Here is a 22,266-nt window from a genome sequence, read left to right as displayed (position 1 = left end):
GTGAAAATGATGAATACATTAGATCGTTATTTAGGGAAAAGCATTTTAGGTGCAATCTTTGCCACATTAATTATGTTAGTGGGCTTGTCTGGCATTATTAAGTTTGTTGAGCAATTCCGTTTAGTTGGCAAAGGAACTTACGATATTTGGCAGGCGATTGCATATACTGTATTAACAATGCCAAAAGATGTCGAGACCTTCTTTCCAATGGCTGCTTTGTTAGGTTCATTAATCGCCTTAGGTAATTTAGCGAGTCGCAGTGAATTAATTGTTATGCAAGCATCCGGCTTTTCGCGGTTAAAAATTGGTTTAGCAGTAATGAAAACAGCTATTCCATTGGTGATTATTACCATGGCTATTGGAGAGTGGGGAATCCCTCAAACTGAACAATTTGCGCGTGATATGCGTTCAAAAGCAATGACAGGTGGTTCTTTATTATCTGTGCGTGATGGTTTTTGGGCAAAAGAAGGTAGCGATTTTATTTATGTAAAACGTATTACTGATGATCTTGAACTGAATGATATTTATATTTATAGCTTTGGTGAAAATCGTCAGTTAAAACAAGTAAAGCACGCTGATAGTGCAGTTTATGAAGAAGGTAAGTGGGTTTTACACCAATTAAACGAGTCTGAAATAACACCTGATGAGATCAAAACAGTAAACCGCCTGAATAGTGAATGGAAGACTAGTTTAACGCCTGATAATTTAGGGATTGCTTCGTTAAGACCAACATCGTTGTCCATTTCAGGTTTGTCGAATTACATAGCCTTTTTGAAAGACACTGGACAAGAATCGAAAAAATTTGAGTTGACTTACTGGCGTAAATTATTCCAGCCAATTTCGGTAGGGGTAATGATGATGTTAGCACTTTCCTTTATTTTTGGACCATTACGTAGCGTGACTGCTGGTGCCCGCATCGTGACTGGCATTTTTTTCGGTTTCTTATTTTATGTAGTGAATGAGATTTTTGGACCTCTCAGCCTAGTCTATAATGTTGCACCACTTGCAGGTGCGTTAATGCCAAGTGTTATGTTCTTATTGATTACTTGGTGGTTACTGAGTAGGAAAAGGACATAATAACAATGGATAGTAGAATAAGGGTAAACAATTGTTTACCCTTACTTTTATCTTGAAATGATAAGAAAACTTTTCAAAAATTGACCGCACTTTAGGATGAAAATAATAAATGAGTAAAAGATTAATCCTCCACATTAATTTAAGCATTAATTTTTTAGTTTGATAAAAGCAGGATAGTTACAAAAGTGCGGTGTAATTTAGAAGAATTTAATCGTTTATAAGACTGGCTGACAAATATAAAAACTCAAAAAAGAAAGGCGGGATATACCCGCCTTTTATCTTTTATTATTCAGTCGTTAAATACTTAATACAGCAAATAAAACTAATACTGAGTAAAGTACTGATAAACCATAGAAAATTACACCACTTGCAGGAAGATGCAATTTAAAGTCGTGTAGACCGTGATGGATTCGGTGCATTGCCCCCCACATAGGGAAAATAAGTAGTACTAATAGAATTAATTTACCTAAGCCTGTTCGTAAGAATTCAAGCAGTTCAAACATATTTTCTGAGCTAATTAAACCGAATGGGATTAACAAGCCAATTAAAAGTACCAATACAGGGTAGAACATTGCGCTTACTGTTGTACCGGCACCAAATAATAACCATACAACTGGTTCATTCGAGCGTTTTGGTGATTTATCCATATTATCCTCCCCGTACCTATACATACATCAATACTAAGATGACTAAGCTAATTAATCCAGTAACTGCCCATAATGCAGTTGTAATGATGCGAGGATTAATACGCTCATTTTTCACAATGATATTTAACACTTTTGGTGTCATCACATAGTATGTGACAGTATTTAATAACATTGCCCCGAGGGTAATAATATTTAAGATAACAACAATTGGGTTTCTTAAAAATGCAATAAAATTACCAAAGCTTTCGATATTACCTAGGCTGATTACGCCATAAAGTAATACTAAGCAGAACCAAAGTGTTGGAATTGCAGTTGCTTCACGCGCAATATAAAGTTTGTAAAAATCTAACTTTTTCCACCAAGTTGGTTTCATTTCACGCACATATTTTTTGCGTTTACTGGTTGTCGCTGTCATTTTACGCTCCTTACTTTTGCGGTTTAAGCATTGCAATTACAAAGTCTTTTGAACTTTCGACTTTACCTTGGTTTACCGCTGAAGCTGGATCAACGTGTTTTGGACATACTTCAGAACAATATCCCACGAACGTACAGCTCCAAACACCGTTTTTACCATTGATAATTTTCATCCGTTCAGCTTTACCATGATCACGGTTATCAAGGTTATAACGATGTGCAAGCGTTAATGCGGCTGGACCTACAAATTCAGGGTTTAAACCAAATTGTGGACAAGCTGCGTAACATAAGCCACAGTTAATACACATTGAGAAGGTACGATATTTCTCAAGTTGTGCTGGTGTTTGTTTAGTACGGCTTTTCGCAAGCTCAGAAGATGGATGTGGTTTACCATCTAATGCAGGTGCTTGGTTGCCAATAATGTAAGGTTTTATTGCCTCTAAACTTTCAATGAAGTGGCTTAAATCAACAACTAAGTCACGCTCAATTGGGAAGTTAGCAAGTGGCTCAATACGCATATGACCACTGTAATCACGTAAGAAAGTTTTACAAGCAAGTTTTGGCTTGTTATTTACCATCATCCCACAAGAACCACAGATTGCCATGCGGCACGACCAGCGATAAGAAAGTTCAGGCTCAAGTTTGTCTTTAATATAACCTAACGCATCAAGCAATGAGGTTTGGTTATCATAAGGCACTTGATAAGTACGTAAGTAAGGCTCTTTATCCTGTTCAGGATTGTAGCGTAATACTTCGATATTCATAATTGCTTGATTAACCATTTGCTTGCTCCTTAGCTTTAGCAGCTTCTTGCGCTTCTGCCTCAGCGCCGTAAACACGTTTTGCAGGTTGAGATTTAGTGATCTTCACATCGCTATACTCAATGCGAGGTGCACCATCACCATTATAGAATGCAAGGGTATGTTTCAAGTAATTCACATCATCACGCTCAACATAGTCTAAACGTTGGTGTGCACCACGAGATTCTTTACGTTCAATTGCAGAGTTTGCGATAGATTGTGCAACATCTAAAATGTAGCCTAATTCAACAGTATATAAGACGTTAGTATTGAACACGCTTGAACGGTCCGCAATGCGGATACGTTTATAACGTTCTTTTAATTCAGCGATTTTATCCACTGCTTTTTGCATACTTTCTTGAGTACGATAGATACCGCAGCCTTCTTCCATTGCATCGCCCATTTCATCACGGATTTCAGACCAAGATTCAGTACCCTCTTGGTGATACAAATCTTCTAAGCGTTGAACAATGTCACGAGCTTGCGCATCAACAGCATTTTTGTTTACTGCTGGAGATTCAACAGCACGTTGCGCAGCATATTCACCGGCAACACGACCTAATACGACTAATTCAGCAAGAGAGTTAGAGCCTAATCGGTTAGCACCGTGTAAACCAGAGGAAGCACACTCACCTACGGCGAATAGACCTTTGATACGTGTTTCACTGTTGAAGTCAACTTCAATACCACCCATTGTATAGTGAACAACAGGACGTACTGGAATTGGCGCTTTTGCAGGGTCAACGCCTTCATAAGCCTGTGCTAATTCACAAATGAATGGTAGACGTTCGTGTAAGTATTTTTCACCTAGATGACGTAAGTCTAAGTGAACAACATCAACACCTTTTGCAGTTTTTAAAGTATTGCCTTTTTGTAGTTCTTGCCAGAATGCTTGTGATACTTTATCACGTGGTCCTAGCTCCATATATTTATTTTCTGGTTTGCCAATAGGCGTTTCAGGACCTAGACCATAGTCTTGTAAGTAACGATAGCCATTTTTATTGACTAAGATACCACCTTCACCACGGCACCCTTCAGTCATTAAGATACCTGTATTTGGTAAGCCAGTTGGGTGATATTGAACGAATTCCATGTCACGAAGTGGTACGCCGTGACGGTAAGCCATTGATAGACCATCACCAGTTACGATACCTCCGTTAGTGTTAAAACGGAATGCTCGACAACCACCACCAGTTGCTATAACAACTGCATTAGCATTGATTTGAACAAGAGTACCTTCCATCATATTCATCGCGACCATACCACGAGCATGACCGTCATCAACTAAAATATCTAATACGAAATGTTCATCGAAACGAACAATTTGTGGATATTGAATAGAGGTTTGGAATAGCGTATGTAATAAGTGGAAACCCGTTTTATCGGCAGCGAACCAAGTACGTTCAATTTTCATACCACCAAAACGACGAACGTTAACATCCCCATCTTGTTTACGACTCCAAGGACAGCCCCAACGTTCAAGTTGAGTCATTTCTACTGGTGAGTGTTGCACAAAATATTCAACAACGTCTTGTTCACATAACCAGTCACCGCCAGCAACGGTATCATGGAAGTGTTTATCATAAGAGTCTTCTTCTTTGATAACGGCTGCTGCACCACCTTCTGCTGCCACAGTGTGGCTACGCATAGGATACACTTTTGAAACTAATGCAATTTTCAAGTTCGGGTTCGCTTCTGCAGCAGCAATTGCTGCACGTAAACCACCGCCACCGGCGCCTACAATTGCAATATCGACATTAACAGTTTGCACGATATTCCTCCAATCAGAATATAGAAAATAGAAAGAAACCGAAATCGGTCTATTTAGGGTGTTCTCATTGTGCCATTATTTAACAATATTAATAATCTTTTTTTGAAAGAAAAAACCAGTTTCGTGATCTACCTCAAAAAAGTTAAAACTGGTTTATTTAATAGACCTTGTCTTAGTTATTTGTTTGAGCAAAATACACATATTTTATAAGTGTTTAGCAGGAGTTTTATGAAAAATAACCTACTTAAAATGATATTGTTTTTCATTTTTATCCGGAAAGAATGTGATGAGGAATATCGACTTAATTTGAAATAATAAGGGAGCTTGTTTAAAATATCTTATTTTTAAAATATCGGATTAATTTATGTTTGAACAAGAAAATTGGCGACCTTCTGCCTCCATTAATAATTTATTGACACGTGCAAAAATTATGGCGGAAATTCGCCGTTTTTTTACTGATCGTGGTTTATTGGAAGTTGAAACGCCAGTATTAAGTGAATTTGGTGTGACAGATGTGCATCTTTCCACATTTAGCACGCAGTTTGTTTCACCTTTTGGTGAACAATCAAAAACATTATGGCTCTCAACAAGTCCTGAATATCATATGAAACGTTTACTTGCGGCAGGTAGTGGACCAATTTTCCAACTTTGCCACGTCTTTCGTAATGAAGAATCAGGGCATCGACATAATCCTGAATTTACAATGTTAGAATGGTATCGACCGCACTTTGATATGTATCGTTTGATCAATGAAGTGGACGACTTATTACAACAAATTTTGGAGTGTCCTCCTGCAGAAAGCTTGAGCTATCAATTCGTATTTCAAGAATATGTAGGTTTAGATCCTTTATCTGCAGATAAATCTGAATTAGCCGCTAAAGCAAAACAATATCATTTATTAAGTGCAGATGAAGAAGATCGTGATACTTTACTACAATTTTTATTTAGTACGGTGGTTGAACCTAAAATTGGTTTAGAAAATCCAGTGGCTGTTTATCATTTTCCAGCTACACAAGCAGCATTAGCTCAGATCAGTTCTGAAGATCATCGTGTAGCAGAGCGTTTTGAGTTCTATTACAAAGGACTTGAGTTAGCGAATGGTTTCCACGAGTTGACAGATGCGAATGAGCAATACCACCGTTTTGAACAAGATAATCGCTTACGTGAAAAAATGGGGTTGCCACAACGTGATATAGATAAACGTTTGTTAGGTGCATTGCAAGCTGGCGTACCGAATTGTTCTGGCGTAGCACTAGGTGTCGATCGTTTATTGATGATTGCTTTAGGTGCACAAAATATCCAAGAGGTGATTTCATTTGGCATTGAAAATGCTTGATTTAGTCAATAAATAAAAAAGGCAGAATTTACTGCCTTTTTTATGTGTATTGCAATTATTTGTGAAGTTTCACTTCTTTCACCCATTTATCAGTGAGGCGTTTACCTTCTTCACTTGATCCAAAACGTTCAAAGTCATAGTCAATCAAGTTTAATTTTTTCGGGTCAACAGATTGAGGGGACGCTTCAGCATGGATATTCGTTGGAATTTGATATACCTTGGTTTCACGCCATACAAGTTCTTGAGCTTCTTTGGTTAATGCCCAATCGGCAAATAATTTTGCGTTGTCTAAGTTGCGTGCATTTTTGATAATACTCATTCCACCGAGAGAATAGCCATCGCCTTCACAAGGTAGAATGCTTTCCACAGGTGCACCTTTTTCCTTTTCAGTGGCATAGCTATGCACAAAACCTATTGCAACAGCAGATTCACCTCTTGATAAGTTTGTAGTTACCAAAGCACTTTTCACATATTCAGAGACGTTAGCATTGACTTTCTTTAAGTAATCAAACGCTTTTTCTTCACCCCATAATTGAATGAGAGTTGCAATAGCTGTGTAAGTTGTGCCAGAAATTTGAGGGTCAGGCATTTGCACATAACCTTTTAAGCGTGGGTCGAGTAAGTCTGACCAGCATTTGGGATATTCTTTAATCCCTAGTGTTTTGAATTTTTCGGTATTAATGCCAAAGCCTAAAACCAACATATAGACAATAGAAGTTAAATCGCCTCTTTTGTCCATTAGGGACTTGAATTGCGGCATAATGTCTGTTTGGTTTGGAGAGCGGTATTTTTCTAATAAATTCAAATCACCTGCTTGGAAATGATGTTCGATAGTGCCTCCGTACCAAATATCCGCTTGTGGATTATTTTGTTCAGCAATTAATTTTGCCAATGTTGCACCTGTGCTGTTACGAATAAACTTCGTTTCGATGTTATGTTGCTTACCAAAGGTTTGCACTATTTTTTCGCAAGTGGTGTTTTGTACACTGCAATAAACAGTCAACTTTCCTTCAGCCATTATTTTAGTTGACAATGCAAAGGGTATGGCTAAGCAAAGTGCGGTGAGTTTTGACTTAAATTTCATTGTGTTAATTCCTTTTATATTTATGTAGAAAAGAGAAAAATAAAAATGTTATTGATTGCAAACGGGGAACTATTGTTCCCCGTCAGATTGTCTTAATAAACACTGAAAACTTTTAGAAATTATACCGCACTTTGGAAGATAACGTCCTTAGCTTTTTGTGTATAATTGTTAATTTGATCAAAATTCATATAGCGATAAGTGTCATCTTTATCTCGTTGCAAGTCTGCTGCAAAGGCAAGGTATTCTTCAACTGTTGGTAATTTTCCTAAAATAGCTGAGACTGCAGCTAGCTCTGCTGAAGCTAAGTAAACATTCGCACCTTGGCCTAAACGGTTTGGGAAGTTTCGAGTAGAGGTTGAAACTACTGTCGCATTGTTGGCTACCCGAGCTTGGTTACCCATACATAATGAACATCCAGGAACTTCAATTCTCGCACCACTTTTACCGTAAATGCTATAATAACCTTCTTCGCTTAATAATGATGCATCCATTTTAGTTGGTGGCGCAATCCATAGGCGAGTTGGGATCATACCTTTGAACTTGTCTAATAATTTACCTGCAGCACGGAAGTGTCCAATATTGGTCATGCAAGAGCCGATAAATACCTCATCAATTTTATCACCCTGAACCTCAGACAATAAACGAGCATCATCAGGATCATTTGGTGCACATAAGATTGGCTCTTTAATTTCAGCTAAATCAATTTCAATGACAGCAGCATATTCTGCATCTTCATCTGCTTCTATTAACTCTGGATTTGCAAGCCATTGCTCCATGCCTTTGATTCGACGCTCAAGAGTACGCGCATCTCCATAACCTTCAGCGATCATATATTTCAATAACACAATATTTGATTGTAAATATTCAATGATCGGTTCTTTTGCGAGTTTTATTGTACAAGCCGCCGCTGAACGCTCTGCTGAGGCATCAGAAAGCTCAAAAGCTTGTTCCACTTTTAAGTTTTCTAACCCTTCAATTTCTAAAATACGACCAGAGAAAATATTTTTCTTGCCTTTTTTCTCAACGGTGAGCAAACCTTGTTTAATCGCATAGTACGGGATTGCGTGAACTAAATCACGTAAAGTAATGCCTGGTTGCATTTCGCCTTTGAAGCGTACTAATACCGATTCTGGCATGTCTAACGGCATTACGCCTGTTGCTGCTGCAAATGCAACTAAACCAGAACCAGCAGGGAACGAAATACCAATTGGGAAACGAGTGTGAGAGTCACCACCAGTTCCTACGGTATCAGGTAATAGCATGCGGTTTAACCAAGAGTGAATAACTCCATCACCAGGGCGTAATGAAACACCACCACGATTCATGATAAAGTCTGGTAATGTGTGATGAGTCACCACATCTACAGGTTTCGGGTAAGCGGCCGTGTGACAGAAAGATTGCATGACAAGATCAGCAGAGAAGCCTAAACAAGCTAAATCTTTTAATTCATCACGTGTCATTGGCCCAGTAGTGTCTTGAGATCCAACTGACATCATACGCGGCTCGCAATATTGACCAGGGCGGATACCCTCGACACCACAAGCTCTACCGACCATTTTTTGTGCAAGAGTAAAGCCTTTTGTGCTTTTTGTTGTGATTTGGGGTTTTGCAAATACATCACTTTCAGGCAAGCCTAGTTCACAGCGTGCTTTATGAGTTAAACCACGCCCAATGATTAATGGGATACGTCCGCCTGCACGTACTTCATCTAATAATACGTTGGTTTTTAAAGTAAACTCAGCTAATAATTCATCTGTGTTATGACGGCAAATTTTGCCTGCGTATGGGTAAATATCAATCACATCACCCATATGAAGTTGGCTGACATCTACTTCAATTGGCAATGATCCCGCATCTTCCATTGTATTAAAAAAGATTGGTGCAATTTTTCCACCTAATACTACACCACCAGCACGTTTGTTTGGAATATAAGGAATATCTTCACCCATGAACCAAAGCACGGAGTTTGTGGCTGATTTACGTGATGAACCTGTGCCGACTACATCACCAACATAGGCGAGTGGGAAGCCTTTTTCTTTTAATTTTTCTAATTGTTTGATTGGTCCAATATTGCCAGCATCATCTGGCTCAATACCATCACGTGGGTTTTTGAGCATTGCAAGAGCGTGTAATGGAATATCGGGGCGAGACCATGCATCTTGTGCTGGGGAAAGATCATCTGTATTAGTTTCACCAGTTACTTTAAACACCGTTACTGTAATTTTTTCATCTAATTTAGGGCGAGATAAATACCAATCTGCATTTGCCCAAGAGGCTAAAATCTGTTTTGCAAATGCATTTCCTCTTTTAGCACGTTCTGCGACATCATGGAAATTGTCAAACATTAGAAGAGTAGAGGAAAGTGCTTTAACAGCAATTGGGGCAAGTTTATCATCGTCAAGGGCACTGAGTAGTGGCTCAATATTGTAACCGCCTTGCATTGTACCGAGGATTTGCACTGCTTTTTCGGCTGAAATCAAAGGAGAGTGAGCATCGCCTTTCACAACCGCAGCAAGGAAAGAGGCTTTTACATAAGCAGCTTCATCAACACCAGCTGGAATACGATTTTCAAATAAATTAAGTAAGTAAGTTTCTTTTCCTGCGGGTGGATTTTTTAACAGTTCAATGAGTTGGGCAGTTTGTTCTGCATCTAAAGGTTTCGGCACAATACCTAATGCTGCACGCTCATCAATATGTTGTTGATAGCTTTGTAGAAAGTTAGACATAGGTTACCTCGTTGGGTTTGCTTTTATAATGTAGGAGAACCGCTGTTAGGTTGAAGGCGGTTTGATTTCGTTACAAAAATGTTAAAACATAATAATACGTAAAAATCATCCCCTCAATAGAAAAAAGTTGAATTTTTAGCCTAGATCACGTTTCTTTATTCCAAAATTCACAAATTTTCGCTAAAATGCCAACCAATTTTTTAATTAACTAATGGAAAAAATTATGTTCGGAAAAGGTGGCTTAGGCAATTTAATGAAACAAGCACAACAGATGCAAGATCGTATGCAAAAAATGCAAGAGGAGATTGCTCAGTTGGAAGTAACTGGTGAGTCTGGTGCGGGCTTGGTCAAAATTACAATTAATGGTGCACATAACTGCCGTCGTATTGAAATCGATCCTTCTTTGATGGAAGACGACAAAGAAATGTTAGAAGATTTAATTGCAGCAGCATTTAATGATGCGGTTCGTCGTGCGGAAGAATTACAAAAAGAAAAAATGGCATCAGTAACCGCTGGAATGCAGTTGCCACCAGGGTTTAAAATGCCATTCTAAGATGTCACTTTTTGACTCTTGTAAAAAGTGACTAAAAAACCAGATTTGACCGCACTTGTTAAAAGTGCGGTCTGTTTTTATAAGATTTCTTAAGAGAATATAAAAAATGCAAACAAGTCCATTACTTGAACATCTCATTGAAAACTTACGCTGCCTTCCTGGGGTTGGTCCAAAATCAGCGCAGCGAATGGCTTATCATCTTTTACAGCGTAATCGCAATGGTGGAATGGATTTGGCTCGTGCATTAACGGAAGCAATGTCAAAAATTGGACATTGCACGCAATGTCGTACATTTACAGAAGAAGAAGTTTGTACTATTTGTAATAACTCACGTCGTCAACATTCGGGTTTACTGTGCGTCGTTGAACAGCCTTCTGATATTCAAGCTATTGAGCAAACTGGGCAATTTTCAGGACGTTATTTTGTTTTAATGGGGCATTTATCACCGCTTGATGGCATTGGTCCCAAAGAAATTGGCTTGCATTTATTGCAACAACGCCTACAAGAAGAAAGTTTCCACGAAGTTATTTTAGCAACTAACCCAACAGTTGAAGGTGATGCTACAGCCAATTACATTGCTGAAATTTGTATGCAACACAACGTCAAAGTGACTCGCATTGCTCACGGTATTCCTGTCGGTGGTGAGTTGGAAATGGTTGATGGTACAACGTTAACCCATTCTTTCTTAGGTCGCCGCCAACTTGGATAATATTTTCTAATGCGCTTGTTTATTGCAGAAAAACCGAGCTTAGCAAGAGCAATTGCTGACGTGTTACCTAAACCACATCATCGTGGTGATGGTTTTATTAAGTGTGGTAATGACGATTATGTCACTTGGTGTGTAGGGCATTTGTTAGAACAAGCCGAACCTGATGCTTATGATCCTCGTTTTAAGCAATGGTGTTTAGAGCATTTACCGATTATTCCTGAAAAATGGCAGCTTATTCCACGTAAAGAAGTTCAAAAACAACTTAATGTAGTAGAAAAGCTGATTCATCAGGCTGACATCCTAATTAACGCAGGCGATCCTGATCGTGAGGGGCAATTGTTGGTAGATGAGGTATTTAGTCATGCACAATTAAGTGTGGATAAGCTCAATCAAATCCAACGTTGTTTGATAAGTGATCTGAACCCAAGCGCAGTGCAAAAAGCCGTCAATAAATTACAACCTAACCGAAATTTTATTCCACTTGCAACTTCAGCACTTGCTCGTGCTAGAGCTGATTGGTTGTATGGCATTAATATGACTCGAGCTTATACTATTCGTGGTCGTCAAGCTGGTTATCATGGCGTGCTTTCTGTGGGACGTGTACAAACGCCTGTTCTGGGATTGATTGTACGACGCGATTTAGAAATTGAACATTTCCAACCTAAAGATTTCTATGAGGTGTTGGCACACGTTCAGCCAGAAACTCCCGAAAAAATGACCGCACTTTCAGAAGCAGAAAAAGAGCAAATCCCTGTATTTAAAGCCTTATGGCAACCGAGTAAAGCTTGTGAGGACTACCAAGATGATGATGGAAGAGTGTTGTCATTAGGTCTAGCTGAAAATGTTGTCAAACGTATTCAGGCGCAATCTGCGGAAGTGGTGGAATATGTGGACAAACGAGAAAAAGAAACCGCACCGTTGCCCTATTCTTTATCTGCTTTGCAGATCGATGCAGCAAAACGCTACGGCTTATCTGCACAAGAAGTGTTAGATATTTGTCAGCGTTTATATGAAGCTCATCGACTGATTACTTATCCTCGCTCGGATTGCCGTTATTTGCCAGAGGAACATTTTTCTGAGCGTTTCAATGTGCTGAATGCCATTTCGGTACATATTAATGATTATCAACCGCTCCCTGAAATAGTGAATCCTGAGCAAAGAAACCGTTGCTGGAATGATAAAAAAGTAGAGGCTCACCATGCTATTATTCCTACTGCAAAAAATAAACCAGTTAATTTAACTAAACATGAATGGCAAATTTACCACTTAATTGCACGTCAATATTTAATGCAGTTTTGTGTAGATGCGGAGTATCGTAAAAGCAAAATTACTCTCAATATTGCGGGTGGAAATTTTATTGCACAAGCTCGAACTTTACAAACAGCTGGTTGGAAGCAACTTTGGGGCAAAGAAGATGAGGATGAACAACAAGAGCCTTTATTACCCGTCGTAAAAAAAGGGCAAATCTTATTTTGTAAACAAGGTGAGATTGTGAATAAAAAAACACAGCCACCGAAGCCGTTTACTGATGCGACATTATTATCAGCAATGACAGGTATTGCACGTTTTGTACAAGATAAAGAATTGAAAAAAATTCTACGTGAAACAGATGGATTAGGCACAGAAGCAACACGTGCTGGCATTATTGAATTGCTGTTTAAGCGTGGTTTTTTATATAAAAAAGGGCGTAATATTCATAGTACCGAAACAGGACGCATTTTAATTCAAGCTTTGCCCGATGTAGCAACACAGCCGGATATGACCGCTCATTGGGAGTCACAACTGACAAGCATTAGTCAAAAGGAAATGAGTTACCAACAATTTATGCTTCGTTTAACTAACTCATTGCCTGAATTATTACGCTATGTGAATTTCGCTGCATTACGACAATTAAGTCAGGTAGCTCAAACGACAAAACAATCTGTAAGAAAACGAAAAAGTTCGGTAGAAAACAAGAAAAATCTTTACGTTGAATGAAATAACAACAAATAGTATTGAGAAATATAAAAATACTTGCACTTCATAGCGATATTCGATAATATCCGCACGTTAATTTTATTGCGAATTTGCAAATATAGAGAAGAGTATAATGTATCACGCACTATTATTTGGTTATGTTATTATTTCAGCTGTTTTAATCGGTTTTATCCTTTTACAACAAGGTAAAGGGGCTGATGCTGGTGCATCTTTTGGTGCTGGCGCATCTGGTACGATTTTCGGTGCAGCAGGTTCTGGTAACTTCCTATCAAAAACAACTGCTATTTTAGCGACAGTTTTTTTTGCGTTAAGTCTTGTTATTGGTAACATTAACTCTCATCGTGATAACGTTGTAAAAGGCAAGTTCGATGATTTATCTTCAACCGCAGAACAGGTACAGCAAAAATTAGAAGTACCAGCAGTTGAAACAAAGAACAGCGATATCCCTCAATAAATAAAGAATTTTAAATCTGCTCTGGTGGTGGAATTGGTAGACACGCTATCTTGAGGGGGTAGTGTCCATAGGACGTGCGAGTTCAAGTCTCGCCCAGAGCACCATTTAAAAAGCTAGAATTTTTCGAATTCTGGCTTTTTTTATACTTAAAATTTATTTATTACATACAACTTAAAGAAGATGATTTAGGATAAAAGGTTAAAGTATGCAAAATATTTCATCAGTAGAAATCGAAGAAATTCGAGGACAAATGCTAAGGTTTGCTGAGCTACAATTGAAAGATCCTATTTTGGCAGAGGATATTGTCCAAGAAGCGTTTGTCAGTGCATTGAAAAATATTGATAGTTTTAAGCGTCAGGCTGCATTAAAAACGTGGATATTTGCCATTTTAAAAAATAAAATTATTGATTATTTACGTGTGAGTAAACGCTTTATTGTAGAAAGTGATTTAGTTCAAGATGACGATGAGAGTGAGAATAGCTTTTTTGAGCGTGGTAATTGGAAAAAAGAGTATCATCCTTCTCGTTTACAAGAAGATGAGAATACCGTTTATTCAAAAGAGTTTTGGATGTTATTTGAGGCATGTTTAACGCGTTTGCCAGCATCTCAAGCTAAAGTGTTTATGATGAGAGAGTATTTAGAGCTAAATGCAGATGAAATTTGTCAGACTGAGCAAATAACTTCGTCTAATTTACATGTGCTGTTGTATCGTGCACGTTTACAATTACAACATTGTTTAACTACAAAAATGGGGGATAGATAAATGAAATATTGTTTTAAAGTCACCCAGCTGATGTCAGAATCTCACGAAAGACCTTTATCCTTTGCGGAATCCGTGGCGGTGAGATTACATCGTATGGTGTGTCCACGTTGCGATAATTTTGGTAAAAACTGTGATAGTTTGAGTAAGATGATGAAAGGATTTGCAGATGCAAATTCTCAATTGACCAAAAAAACAGATAACAATGAAAAATAATGAATAATTAGCACCTGAAAATTAAGGTGCTTTTGTTTTTTATATGGTGATAAATAAAAAAAGTGCGGTAGAAATTTTGAAAATTTTCACCGCACTTAAGTTTAGTTAGTTCCTTCTTTTGCTAAACTTCTTTCTTTGGATAGATAACTTCAGCATTCACCCATTTTACCCATGTTTGTTCTAATAATGGAATTAATGGTGCGCTATCTTCAATAATTGTATTTAAAGCAGATAGTACATCCTCTAAAGAGCTAGGTTGTTCTTGCAAGTAGCTAAGTAACCAAAAATCTAATTCAGAGAGTTGTTGCTGATTAATATCAAAATCACTATCTCGCCATACAATAATTTGACTTGGTGACTCATCAAAACGTTCGAAATCGCTAGACAAAAAGTCTACATCATAGCTTTTTAAATAAGCAGTATCAGATAACTGCATGATACTATGGCGATCCCATTCAAAACTTGCAGGGACTTCAGCGATGGAAACCTCAGCAAGTAATTGTGTATTCTCAAAGTCCATAAGTGCCAATATATTCGCTGTAAATATATTGCGTTGTTGGCAAAATGTAAGGAATTCTCCCGCAATATCTTGGAAATAAGGCGAATGTGCTTTACCTTCTTGTACAAATGCTTCTTTAGTTTGTCTCCAAAGCTCAGGTTCGATATGTTTCGGTGCTTCAACAAAGCAACGGTCAATAAAACCAAATGCGTTGTTTCTCACTAAACGAGCATAAACCGCTAAGCGATTTGGTGCATAACCATTTAATGGATCTGCATTGCCTAAGCGTACAGCATCCGCTAATGCTTGTTGCGTTTCTACAAGTGTCGGTTTAGGCTGCATTAGGGATTCCCTCGATTGATTTACTATGTTTTTGTTGCAGTTTCGCAATATGTTCTACTTCGGCATAAAGTTCTGCAAATGGTGGGAAGTTAAAATCACGCTCTAATAATGTTGGTGGAATATGAGGTAAACGTTGATACGTATATTCTAATAAGTCCCAAACATTGCCTTTAACTGCTTCACCATGTGTATCGACCAACAATTCTGGTAAATGGCGATATTCACCTTTTACTTTATTAAATGACTCGCCTGATTCTTGAACTGATTTTGCAGCAGAGTGATCTTCATCGTGCCCTGCGATATGAATATAATTTACGCGTTTTGCATCGACTTGATCTAAAAAGACATAAGGATCAAGTAAGCCGTGATTAACACCGTTTACGTAAATGTTATTCACATCTAAGTGAATTCCACAGTTTGCTTCTTGTGCAATGGCATTTAAAAATTCAACTTCATTCATTGTACTAGTAGTGGAGTGCAAATAGTAAGAGGTATTTTCTAAGGAAATTTGTAAACCTAAGAAATCTTGTACTTCACGAATGCGTTGAGCGACATGTTTTACCGCTTCTTCTGTAAATGGCATTGGCAATAAATCATATAAGTGACCTTCACATTCACAGTAACTTAAATGTTCAGAGAAGAAAACTGAGTTATATTGAGTCATTAAAGTTTTTATTCCTTTTAATAGCTCACGATCAAGCGGCGCTTGCCCCCCCAAAGAGAGAGAGAGACCATGTACTGCTAGTGGATATCTTTCTGCTGCTTGATCAAATTTATAGCGAGCAGAACCACCCATTTTGATCCAGTTTTCTGGCGCAACTTCCATAAATTGAATTGAGTTGTTTGGAGGAAGTAATAAAAAATCATCTGCCAAATCTCGACGATACCCTAATCCTGCACCTTGTAACATAGTAATTGACTCCATTTTGAAAAGGGCTGGTGTAAGGCTTACACCAGCATTATTGCGTGATTATTTAGAACCACATTTACCTTCGCCACATTTACCTTCTGCAGCTTTTGCTTTTTTATGATCGTGTGCACCACATTTACCTTCGCCACATTTACCTTCAGCAGCTTTAGCTTTGTGATCATGTGCACCACATTTACCTTCTCCACATTTGCCTTCAGCAGCTTTAGCTTTGTGATCGTGAGCACCACATTTACCTTCACCACATTTACCTTCACCTGCTTTAGTTTTTACGCATTTACCTTCTACGCAATGTGGTGCTTTATCATTTGATTTTGATTCAGCATTTACTGGAGCTGATACTGCCATTGTTAATGCACCTGCTAATGCAGCTAAAGTTGCTAATTTTTTCATTTGTTTAATCTCCTTAAAGTTAAATGGTTTGCTAAATGATTAGAGAAATCTCAACCAATCCTTGGTTGAGTTGACTTTCTTGATAAGAGAGTCTAAAGAGAGCATCCCTGCCCCCTGCGTAATTAATGGTAATAAAGTGATTAAATAAATTAATGCCATTTTATAACCATTATCACACACGTTATAACCTGCATCTGCGTGGATGGTGTACCAAGCAACTGAGGTTAAAATCGCTAAGCTTAATGCGCTAAAGCGTGTTAAAAAGCCAAATATTAGGAATAAAGGCAATAAAATTTCTGCCCCCATCGCCAAATTCCAACTGATGTCTGCTGGGATAATATTAAATGGGAAAGGAAAACTTTCTTGTACTTCCATAAACCAGTTTTCACCATTCCATTTTTCTTTACCCGATTCAAAAAATTCCCAAGCTAGGAAAAGACGTAAACCTAATAGACCGATGGCAGTCCCAATCCCTTGGATTTTGCAATTTCTAGTCATTATTCTTTGCCTCTTAATTACTGATTCACTTATAGATTATCCATTTCTTATAAGTTGCTAATGATGCTGTTCCATCAGCACCATTTGATTATGTAGGAAATGTTTCCTAACAAGTGCAACTGATAGATATCCCTATTTATCAAATTACTTTATTTGTCGAAACTACGATGATTTTCTTACAGCTTTTGTGATTTTTTCCTTAAACTCAAACAAAATCTCATTTAAACAAGAAAATATGAATTTCGAACTTTTTACAAGGTTTCTCCTTAACCATTGCGTCACGGTTTTATTAGTCGTGAGATAAATTCATTTTCTTACAACTTTTTTTAAAAAATTTTTATAATCCATTTTTTGAATTATTTGAAAATCAAAGAGTGGTAATTTTTCTCTTGTTTTTCAGTTGGTTATTTAAATCCTTCAAAGGTTGGCAAGATTAAGTTTTTCTTAATGTTTGTGTTATAAATTGTCTAAAATGGCGAATAGAGGACTTTTGTTCATTTTTTGATAGAATGAACGAAGGCTAAAAAGTGCGGTTAAAAATATGCGAATTTTATTAATAGAAGATGATTCTTTGATTGGGAATGGGTTACAAATTGGGCTCACTAAGTCGGGTTTTACAGTTGATTGGTTTCAAGACGGTAGAACAGGCTTAGAAGCAGTGAACTCGGCTCCTTATGATGCGGTAGTACTTGATTTAACGTTACCGAAAATGGATGGGTTAGAGATTTTGCAAACTTGGCGTAAAGAAAAATGTGATGTACCAGTATTGATTTTAACTGCGCGAGATACGCTTGATGAGCGAGTAACAGGATTACAACGTGGTGCAGATGATTATTTATGTAAACCATTTGCTTTAGCTGAGGTTGTGGCGCGTTTACAAGCCTTGATTCGCCGCCGTTATGGGCAATCAAACCCGATTATTGAGCATAGCCAGATACGTTTTGATCCAAATCAGCGCAAAGTTTTTTTACAAAATCAAGAAGTTGCTCTCACTACACGTGAATATAAACTATTAGAATTATTTATGTTGAATAAAGATCGGGTATTGCCACGTGCTGTAATAGAGGAAAAACTCTATACTTGGGATGATGAAGTCAGTAGTAATGCGTTAGAGGTACATATTTACAATTTACGTCAAAAATTAGGGAAACATTTTATTCGTACAGTTCACGGAGTAGGTTATACATTAGGGAAAAATGATGAGAAATCATAATTCAAAAAGCCTGCGTTTCCGTTTGATCATTACACTATCTCTAACTGCACTTTTGATCTGGTTTGTTTCAACAACGGTGGCTTGGTTTCAAGTAAGAAAGGAGGTGAATGAAGTTTTTGATGCGCAACAAATATTATTCGCACAGCGATTAGCCTCATCTGATTTACACTATATTTTGTCGAAGAACTTACCGAAAGAAACTCATAAAGAGTTGAAAAAAGCGCGTAATCGTTATGACGATGATGCTTTTGCGTTTGCAATTTTTACTCAGCAAGGCAGAGTAGTGCTAAGCGATGGTAATAATGGTGATAATTTTATTTTTTCTCCACAACAACACTTTTCAGTGGTGCCGATTCGTGAAGATGATGATCTGTGGCGTATTTTCTGGTTACCTGTCAATAAAGGGCAATTCATTATCGCAGTTGGTCAGGAAGTCGATTATCGAAACGATTTAATTAATAAAATGGTATTTGGGCAAATGTGGATCTGGTTTGCCAGTTTACCTCTCTTCTTGGGAATTATCGTTTGGATTATTACACGTGAGCTAAAAAGCCTTAAGCAATTAAGTGCTCAACTTGAACAGCGTAACCCTGATGATACAACGTTACTCTCTATGGATAATTTACCGACAGAGATACTGCCTTTAGTGAAAAACTTAAATCAATTTTTAGACCGCACTTCTACGATGCTGTTACGAGAACGCCGTTTCACTTCTGATGCAGCACACGAATTGCGTAGTCCATTGTCAGCATTGCGTATTCAAACCGAAGTTGCACAGCTCGCCGGTGATGATGTGGTATTACGTGAGCAAGCATTACACAATTTAACCCAAGGTATTGATAGGGCGACACAATTAATTGAGCAGTTATTAACTTTATCACGTTTAGATAGTTTGAAATCTCTTGAGAATAAGGAGGAAATTCATTGGGATAAATTAGTTCCTTCTTTGATTGGTGAATTGTATTTCCAAGCACAAAAACGTCAAATGGATTTACAATTTGAGTTAGTTGCTACACCACCAGTCAAATTTGGGCAACCATTATTGCTCTCATTAATGTTACGAAATTTGATTGAAAATGCCATTCGATATTGCCCTAAAGGCAGTACTATTAAAGTGATTTTGTCAGAGAATTGTCTCATTGTTGAAGATAATGGTGGTGGCGTGAATGAAACTGATTTACCAAAATTAGGACAGCGTTTTTATCGCCCCGCAGGCCAGAATGAGAAGGGAAGTGGTTTGGGCTTATCTATTGTACAACGCATTGCTGAATTACATCATTACCAAGTAAGCTTAGAAAATATGAAAAATCCAAATGGTTATATAGAAGGATTTAGAGCTTTGATTTTATTAAAAAAATAGTTATTGTCCATTGCTTTATTTTGCGAGATGTTTATAATTAGTGCTATTTTTAAGCAAGTTTTATTCATTTCTATTATAGAGGAAAAACGATGAAAATTAGTGCAAGAAACCAATTTAAAGGTAAAGTTGTTGCCTTAGAAAAAGGCGCAGTAAATGCAGTAGTGAGTATTGATATTGGTGGTGATAATATAATCACTTCTACCATTTCAATGGCTGCAGTCGATGAATTAAAACTTGAAGTAGGTAAAGAAGCTTACGCAATCATTAAAGCAACTTCTGTAATGGTTGGTGTGGAGTAATTTTAAATTAAGAAGAAAAAGCCTTGTGTAATCACAAGGCTTTTTTGTTTCTACTCGTTATTGCATTTTGATGAATGGACTGTTTTAACTAATTCGCGCATTTTTCATAATTCTATCTTTTGTCACTTTCCATTCACGTTCTTTAATATCTTCGCGTTTATCATGTTGTTTTTTACCTTTAGCTAGACCAATTTTGACTTTTGCCCAAGCATTTTTCCAATATAAAGAGAGTGCAACAATTGTGTAGCCATCACGGTTTGCTTTGCCAAATAATGAAGCAAGTTCTTTTTGATTCAGTAAAAGTTTACGCGTACGTGTTGGATCGCACACAATATGAGTAGAAGCTACGCTCAGTGGTTGTATTGTTGCGCCGAACAAATACGCTTCGCCATCTTTGAAAATAATATAGCTATCGCTGATATTTGCTTTACCCGCACGCATAGATTTTACTTCCCAACCTTGCAGTGAAAGTCCTGCTTCAATTTCTTCTTCAATAAAGTAATCGTGTCTTGCCCGTTTATTGAGAGCGATGGTATTTGAGCTAACTTTCGCTTTTTTCTTTGTCATAATTATCCGTATTTTGTAAAAAAGATTGAGCCTAATTCTACAGAATCTTGTGTGAGATAGCAAAATTGCTTGCAATCAATTATGTTCTCTATAACATTGTTTTTTATCTGAGATGCTATTTATTTTTGGCATTAAATTAGATTAAAAAATGGTACTTACTATGAAATATAAAGATTTGCGTGATTTTTTGGATTTGCTTGAACAGCGTGGTGAGCTAAAACGAATTAAACAAGAAGTTGATCCATACTTAGAAATGACAGAAATTGCCGACCGCACTTTAAGAGCCGGCGGGCCCGCTTTATTGTTTGAAAAACCAAAAGGGTTTGATATTCCTGTTCTGTGTAATTTATTTGGTACACCAAAACGTGTAGCAATGGGAATGGGGCAAGAAGAGGTATCTTCGTTGCGTGATGTGGGTAAATTACTTGCCTTTTTGAAAGAGCCTGAACCACCAAAAGGCTTTAAAGATTTTTTATCTAGTATTCCACAATTTAAGCAAGTGCTGAATATGCCAACTAAAGTGCTTGGGCGTGCAGACTGCCAACAGGTAGTATTAAAAGGTGATGATGTGGATTTATACAAATTGCCTATTATGCAATGTTGGAAAGATGATGTCGCACCTTTAGTCACTTGGGGGTTAACGATTACTAAAGGTCCATTAAAAAAACGCCAGAACTTGGGTATTTATCGTCAACAGCTTATTGCAAAAAATAAATTAATTATGCGTTGGTTGTCACATCGTGGTGGAGCCTTAGATTTCCAAGAATGGAAAGAAACTCACCCAGGAGAGCCTTTTCCTGTTTCGGTGGCATTAGGGGCAGATCCTGCAACTATTTTAGGCGCAGTTACACCAGTGCCAGATACTTTATCTGAATATGCTTTTGCAGGTTTATTGCGAGGCACAAAAACCTCTGTAGTTAAATCACTTAGTAACGATTTGGAAGTACCAGCCAGTGCAGAAATTGTGTTAGAAGGGTATATCGATCCAAATGAAACGGCACTTGAAGGGCCTTATGGCGACCATACGGGGTACTATAATGAACAGGAGTATTTCCCCGTTTTTACTGTCACGCATATCACAATGCGTAAAGATCCAATTTATCATTCCACCTATACGGGTCGTCCACCTGATGAGCCAGCTGTGTTAGGTGAGGCGTTAAATGAGGTATTTATTCCAATTTTGCAAAAACAATTCCCTGAAATAGTAGATTTCTATTTACCGCCAGAAGGTTGTTCCTATCGTTTAGCTGTAGTGACAATCAAAAAACAATATGCAGGTCACGCAAAACGAGTAATGATGGGTGTGTGGTCTTTTTTACGTCAGTTTATGTACACTAAGTTTGTGATTATTTGTGATGATGATGTTAATGCTCGTGATTGGAAAGATGTGATTTGGGCAATTACTACCCGTTGCGATCCTGCTCGTGATTTAACGTTAGTGGAAAATACGCCGATCGATTATTTAGATTTTGCTTCACCAGTAGCAGGCTTAGGCTCGAAAATGGGGATAGATGCTACCAATAAATGGGCAGGTGAAACCCAACGTGAATGGGGCATTCCAATTAAGAAAGATCCTGACGTGGTGAAAAAAGTCGATGCAATGTGGGATAGTTTAGGAATTTTCGATGAATAATCTCTAACAC

23 protein-coding genes and 1 tRNA gene are annotated in these 22,266 nt (G+C 37.7%); 13 read left to right on the top strand and 11 right to left on the bottom strand.

The features are described from left to right. Positions 1-6: 6 nt before the first annotated feature. Positions 7-1,077 (top strand): LPS export ABC transporter permease LptG, encoded by a 1,071-nt coding sequence (gene lptG / locus CKV78_RS05590; protein WP_032855220.1) that lies wholly within the window; start codon positions 7-9, stop codon positions 1,075-1,077. A gap of 296 nt (positions 1,078-1,373) precedes the next feature. On the opposite strand, the gene frdD is transcribed toward lptG, so the two are convergent. The 4 genes from frdD to frdA are packed head-to-tail and all read right to left on the bottom strand — an operon-like array spanning position 1,374 to position 4,709. After that, positions 1,374-1,724 (bottom strand): fumarate reductase subunit FrdD, encoded by a 351-nt coding sequence (gene frdD, locus CKV78_RS05585; protein WP_032855219.1) that lies wholly within the window; start codon positions 1,722-1,724, stop codon positions 1,374-1,376. Between the two features lie 16 nt (positions 1,725-1,740). Then, positions 1,741-2,139: a fumarate reductase subunit FrdC gene (gene frdC / locus CKV78_RS05580; RefSeq protein WP_005762761.1), complete on the bottom strand. Its 399-nt coding sequence runs from the start codon at positions 2,137-2,139 to the stop codon at positions 1,741-1,743. Between the two features lie 10 nt (positions 2,140-2,149). Next, positions 2,150-2,920, bottom strand: a complete 771-nt coding sequence (locus tag CKV78_RS05575; RefSeq protein WP_005762759.1) for a succinate dehydrogenase/fumarate reductase iron-sulfur subunit — start codon at positions 2,918-2,920, stop codon at positions 2,150-2,152. Beyond that, entirely contained in the window at positions 2,913-4,709 is a 1,797-nt protein-coding gene (frdA, locus tag CKV78_RS05570; protein WP_005762757.1) for a fumarate reductase (quinol) flavoprotein subunit, read from the bottom strand. The genes CKV78_RS05575 and frdA overlap by 8 nt, the downstream gene beginning before the upstream one ends. Positions 4,710-5,073: 364 nt before the next feature. Here frdA and epmA point away from each other — a divergent pair, with 364 nt between their 5' ends. After that, positions 5,074-6,045 carry an elongation factor P--(R)-beta-lysine ligase gene (gene epmA / locus CKV78_RS05565; RefSeq protein ID WP_005762754.1) on the top strand — a complete coding sequence of 324 codons (972 nt, stop codon included), beginning with the start codon at positions 5,074-5,076 and terminating at the stop codon, positions 6,043-6,045. A 55-nt stretch (positions 6,046-6,100) separates the two neighbouring features. On the opposite strand, the gene CKV78_RS05560 is transcribed toward epmA, so the two are convergent. Beyond that, complete coding sequence (locus CKV78_RS05560) at positions 6,101-7,129, bottom strand: ABC transporter substrate-binding protein (protein WP_005762753.1); 1,029 nt, start codon at positions 7,127-7,129, stop codon at positions 6,101-6,103. 119 nt (positions 7,130-7,248) lie between these two features. Further along, positions 7,249-9,855 carry a bifunctional aconitate hydratase 2/2-methylisocitrate dehydratase gene (gene acnB, locus CKV78_RS05555; RefSeq protein WP_005762752.1) on the bottom strand — a complete coding sequence of 869 codons (2,607 nt, stop codon included), beginning with the start codon at positions 9,853-9,855 and terminating at the stop codon, positions 7,249-7,251. 223 nt (positions 9,856-10,078) lie between these two features. Between acnB and CKV78_RS05550 the strand changes: the two genes are divergently transcribed. The 7 genes from CKV78_RS05550 (at position 10,079) to CKV78_RS05520 (ending at position 14,524) form a co-directional block, all read left to right on the top strand. Beyond that, complete coding sequence (locus CKV78_RS05550) at positions 10,079-10,408, top strand: YbaB/EbfC family nucleoid-associated protein (RefSeq protein ID WP_032855218.1); 330 nt, start codon at positions 10,079-10,081, stop codon at positions 10,406-10,408. Between the two features lie 106 nt (positions 10,409-10,514). Then, entirely contained in the window at positions 10,515-11,117 is a 603-nt protein-coding gene (recR, locus tag CKV78_RS05545) for a recombination mediator RecR (protein WP_005762748.1), read from the top strand. Between the two features lie 9 nt (positions 11,118-11,126). Then, positions 11,127-13,094, top strand: a complete 1,968-nt coding sequence (locus CKV78_RS05540; RefSeq protein ID WP_005762746.1) for a DNA topoisomerase III — start codon at positions 11,127-11,129, stop codon at positions 13,092-13,094. 112 nt (positions 13,095-13,206) lie between these two features. Then, entirely contained in the window at positions 13,207-13,548 is a 342-nt protein-coding gene (gene secG, locus CKV78_RS05535; protein WP_005762744.1) for a preprotein translocase subunit SecG, read from the top strand. Positions 13,549-13,566: 18 nt separating this feature from the next. Continuing rightward, positions 13,567-13,652 (top strand) — tRNA-Leu (locus tag CKV78_RS05530). 101 nt (positions 13,653-13,753) lie between these two features. Beyond that, positions 13,754-14,311, top strand: coding sequence for a sigma-70 family RNA polymerase sigma factor (locus CKV78_RS05525; protein ID WP_005762742.1), 558 nt, complete (start codon positions 13,754-13,756; stop codon positions 14,309-14,311). Continuing rightward, complete coding sequence (locus tag CKV78_RS05520; protein WP_005762740.1) at positions 14,312-14,524, top strand: anti-sigma factor family protein; 213 nt, start codon at positions 14,312-14,314, stop codon at positions 14,522-14,524. It abuts the gene before it with no gap. Positions 14,525-14,645: 121 nt separating this feature from the next. Here the strand turns inward: CKV78_RS05520 and CKV78_RS05515 are convergent, their stop codons facing one another. From CKV78_RS05515 to CKV78_RS05500, 4 genes are read right to left on the bottom strand one after another with little or no spacing between them, the layout of a single operon-like run. Next, a complete protein-coding gene (locus CKV78_RS05515) occupies positions 14,646-15,365 on the bottom strand; it encodes an HvfC family RiPP maturation protein (RefSeq protein ID WP_005762739.1) in 720 nt (239 codons plus the stop codon). Next, positions 15,355-16,275 carry an HvfB family MNIO-type RiPP peptide maturase gene (locus tag CKV78_RS05510; protein WP_032855217.1) on the bottom strand — a complete coding sequence of 307 codons (921 nt, stop codon included), beginning with the start codon at positions 16,273-16,275 and terminating at the stop codon, positions 15,355-15,357. The genes CKV78_RS05515 and CKV78_RS05510 overlap by 11 nt, the downstream gene beginning before the upstream one ends. A gap of 60 nt (positions 16,276-16,335) precedes the next feature. Further along, a complete protein-coding gene (hvfA, locus tag CKV78_RS05505; RefSeq protein WP_005762735.1) occupies positions 16,336-16,686 on the bottom strand; it encodes an oxazolone/thioamide-modified RiPP metallophore HvfA in 351 nt (116 codons plus the stop codon). Positions 16,687-16,725: 39 nt separating this feature from the next. Next, the gene (locus CKV78_RS05500; protein WP_005762733.1) at positions 16,726-17,184 is read right to left on the bottom strand and encodes an HvfX family Cu-binding RiPP maturation protein; all 459 of its coding nucleotides are present in this window, start codon (positions 17,182-17,184) and stop codon (positions 16,726-16,728) included. A 541-nt stretch (positions 17,185-17,725) separates the two neighbouring features. Between CKV78_RS05500 and CKV78_RS05495 the strand changes: the two genes are divergently transcribed. The 3 genes from CKV78_RS05495 to CKV78_RS05485 all read left to right on the top strand — a co-directional run bounded on the left by CKV78_RS05495 (position 17,726) and on the right by CKV78_RS05485 (position 20,056). Continuing rightward, positions 17,726-18,397: a response regulator gene (locus CKV78_RS05495; RefSeq protein ID WP_005762730.1), complete on the top strand. Its 672-nt coding sequence runs from the start codon at positions 17,726-17,728 to the stop codon at positions 18,395-18,397. Beyond that, a complete protein-coding gene (gene qseC, locus CKV78_RS05490; RefSeq protein WP_032855216.1) occupies positions 18,384-19,757 on the top strand; it encodes a quorum sensing histidine kinase QseC in 1,374 nt (457 codons plus the stop codon). Before CKV78_RS05495 ends, qseC begins: the two co-directional genes overlap by 14 nt. A gap of 89 nt (positions 19,758-19,846) precedes the next feature. Next, entirely contained in the window at positions 19,847-20,056 is a 210-nt protein-coding gene (locus tag CKV78_RS05485) for a TOBE domain-containing protein (protein WP_005762726.1), read from the top strand. A gap of 84 nt (positions 20,057-20,140) precedes the next feature. On the opposite strand, the gene smpB is transcribed toward CKV78_RS05485, so the two are convergent. Beyond that, positions 20,141-20,623 carry an SsrA-binding protein SmpB gene (gene smpB / locus CKV78_RS05480; protein ID WP_005762724.1) on the bottom strand — a complete coding sequence of 161 codons (483 nt, stop codon included), beginning with the start codon at positions 20,621-20,623 and terminating at the stop codon, positions 20,141-20,143. 160 nt (positions 20,624-20,783) lie between these two features. Between smpB and ubiD the strand changes: the two genes are divergently transcribed. Further along, the gene (gene ubiD, locus CKV78_RS05475; protein WP_032855215.1) at positions 20,784-22,256 is read left to right on the top strand and encodes a 4-hydroxy-3-polyprenylbenzoate decarboxylase; all 1,473 of its coding nucleotides are present in this window, start codon (positions 20,784-20,786) and stop codon (positions 22,254-22,256) included. Positions 22,257-22,266: the final 10 nt, after the last annotated feature.

Origin of the sequence: Pasteurella dagmatis (assembly GCF_900186835.1) — a bacterium.
GTDB lineage: Bacteria > Pseudomonadota > Gammaproteobacteria > Enterobacterales > Pasteurellaceae > Pasteurella > Pasteurella dagmatis.
Note: the sequence above shows the minus strand (reverse complement) of the source record. Positions and strands in the feature narration are given on the sequence as shown.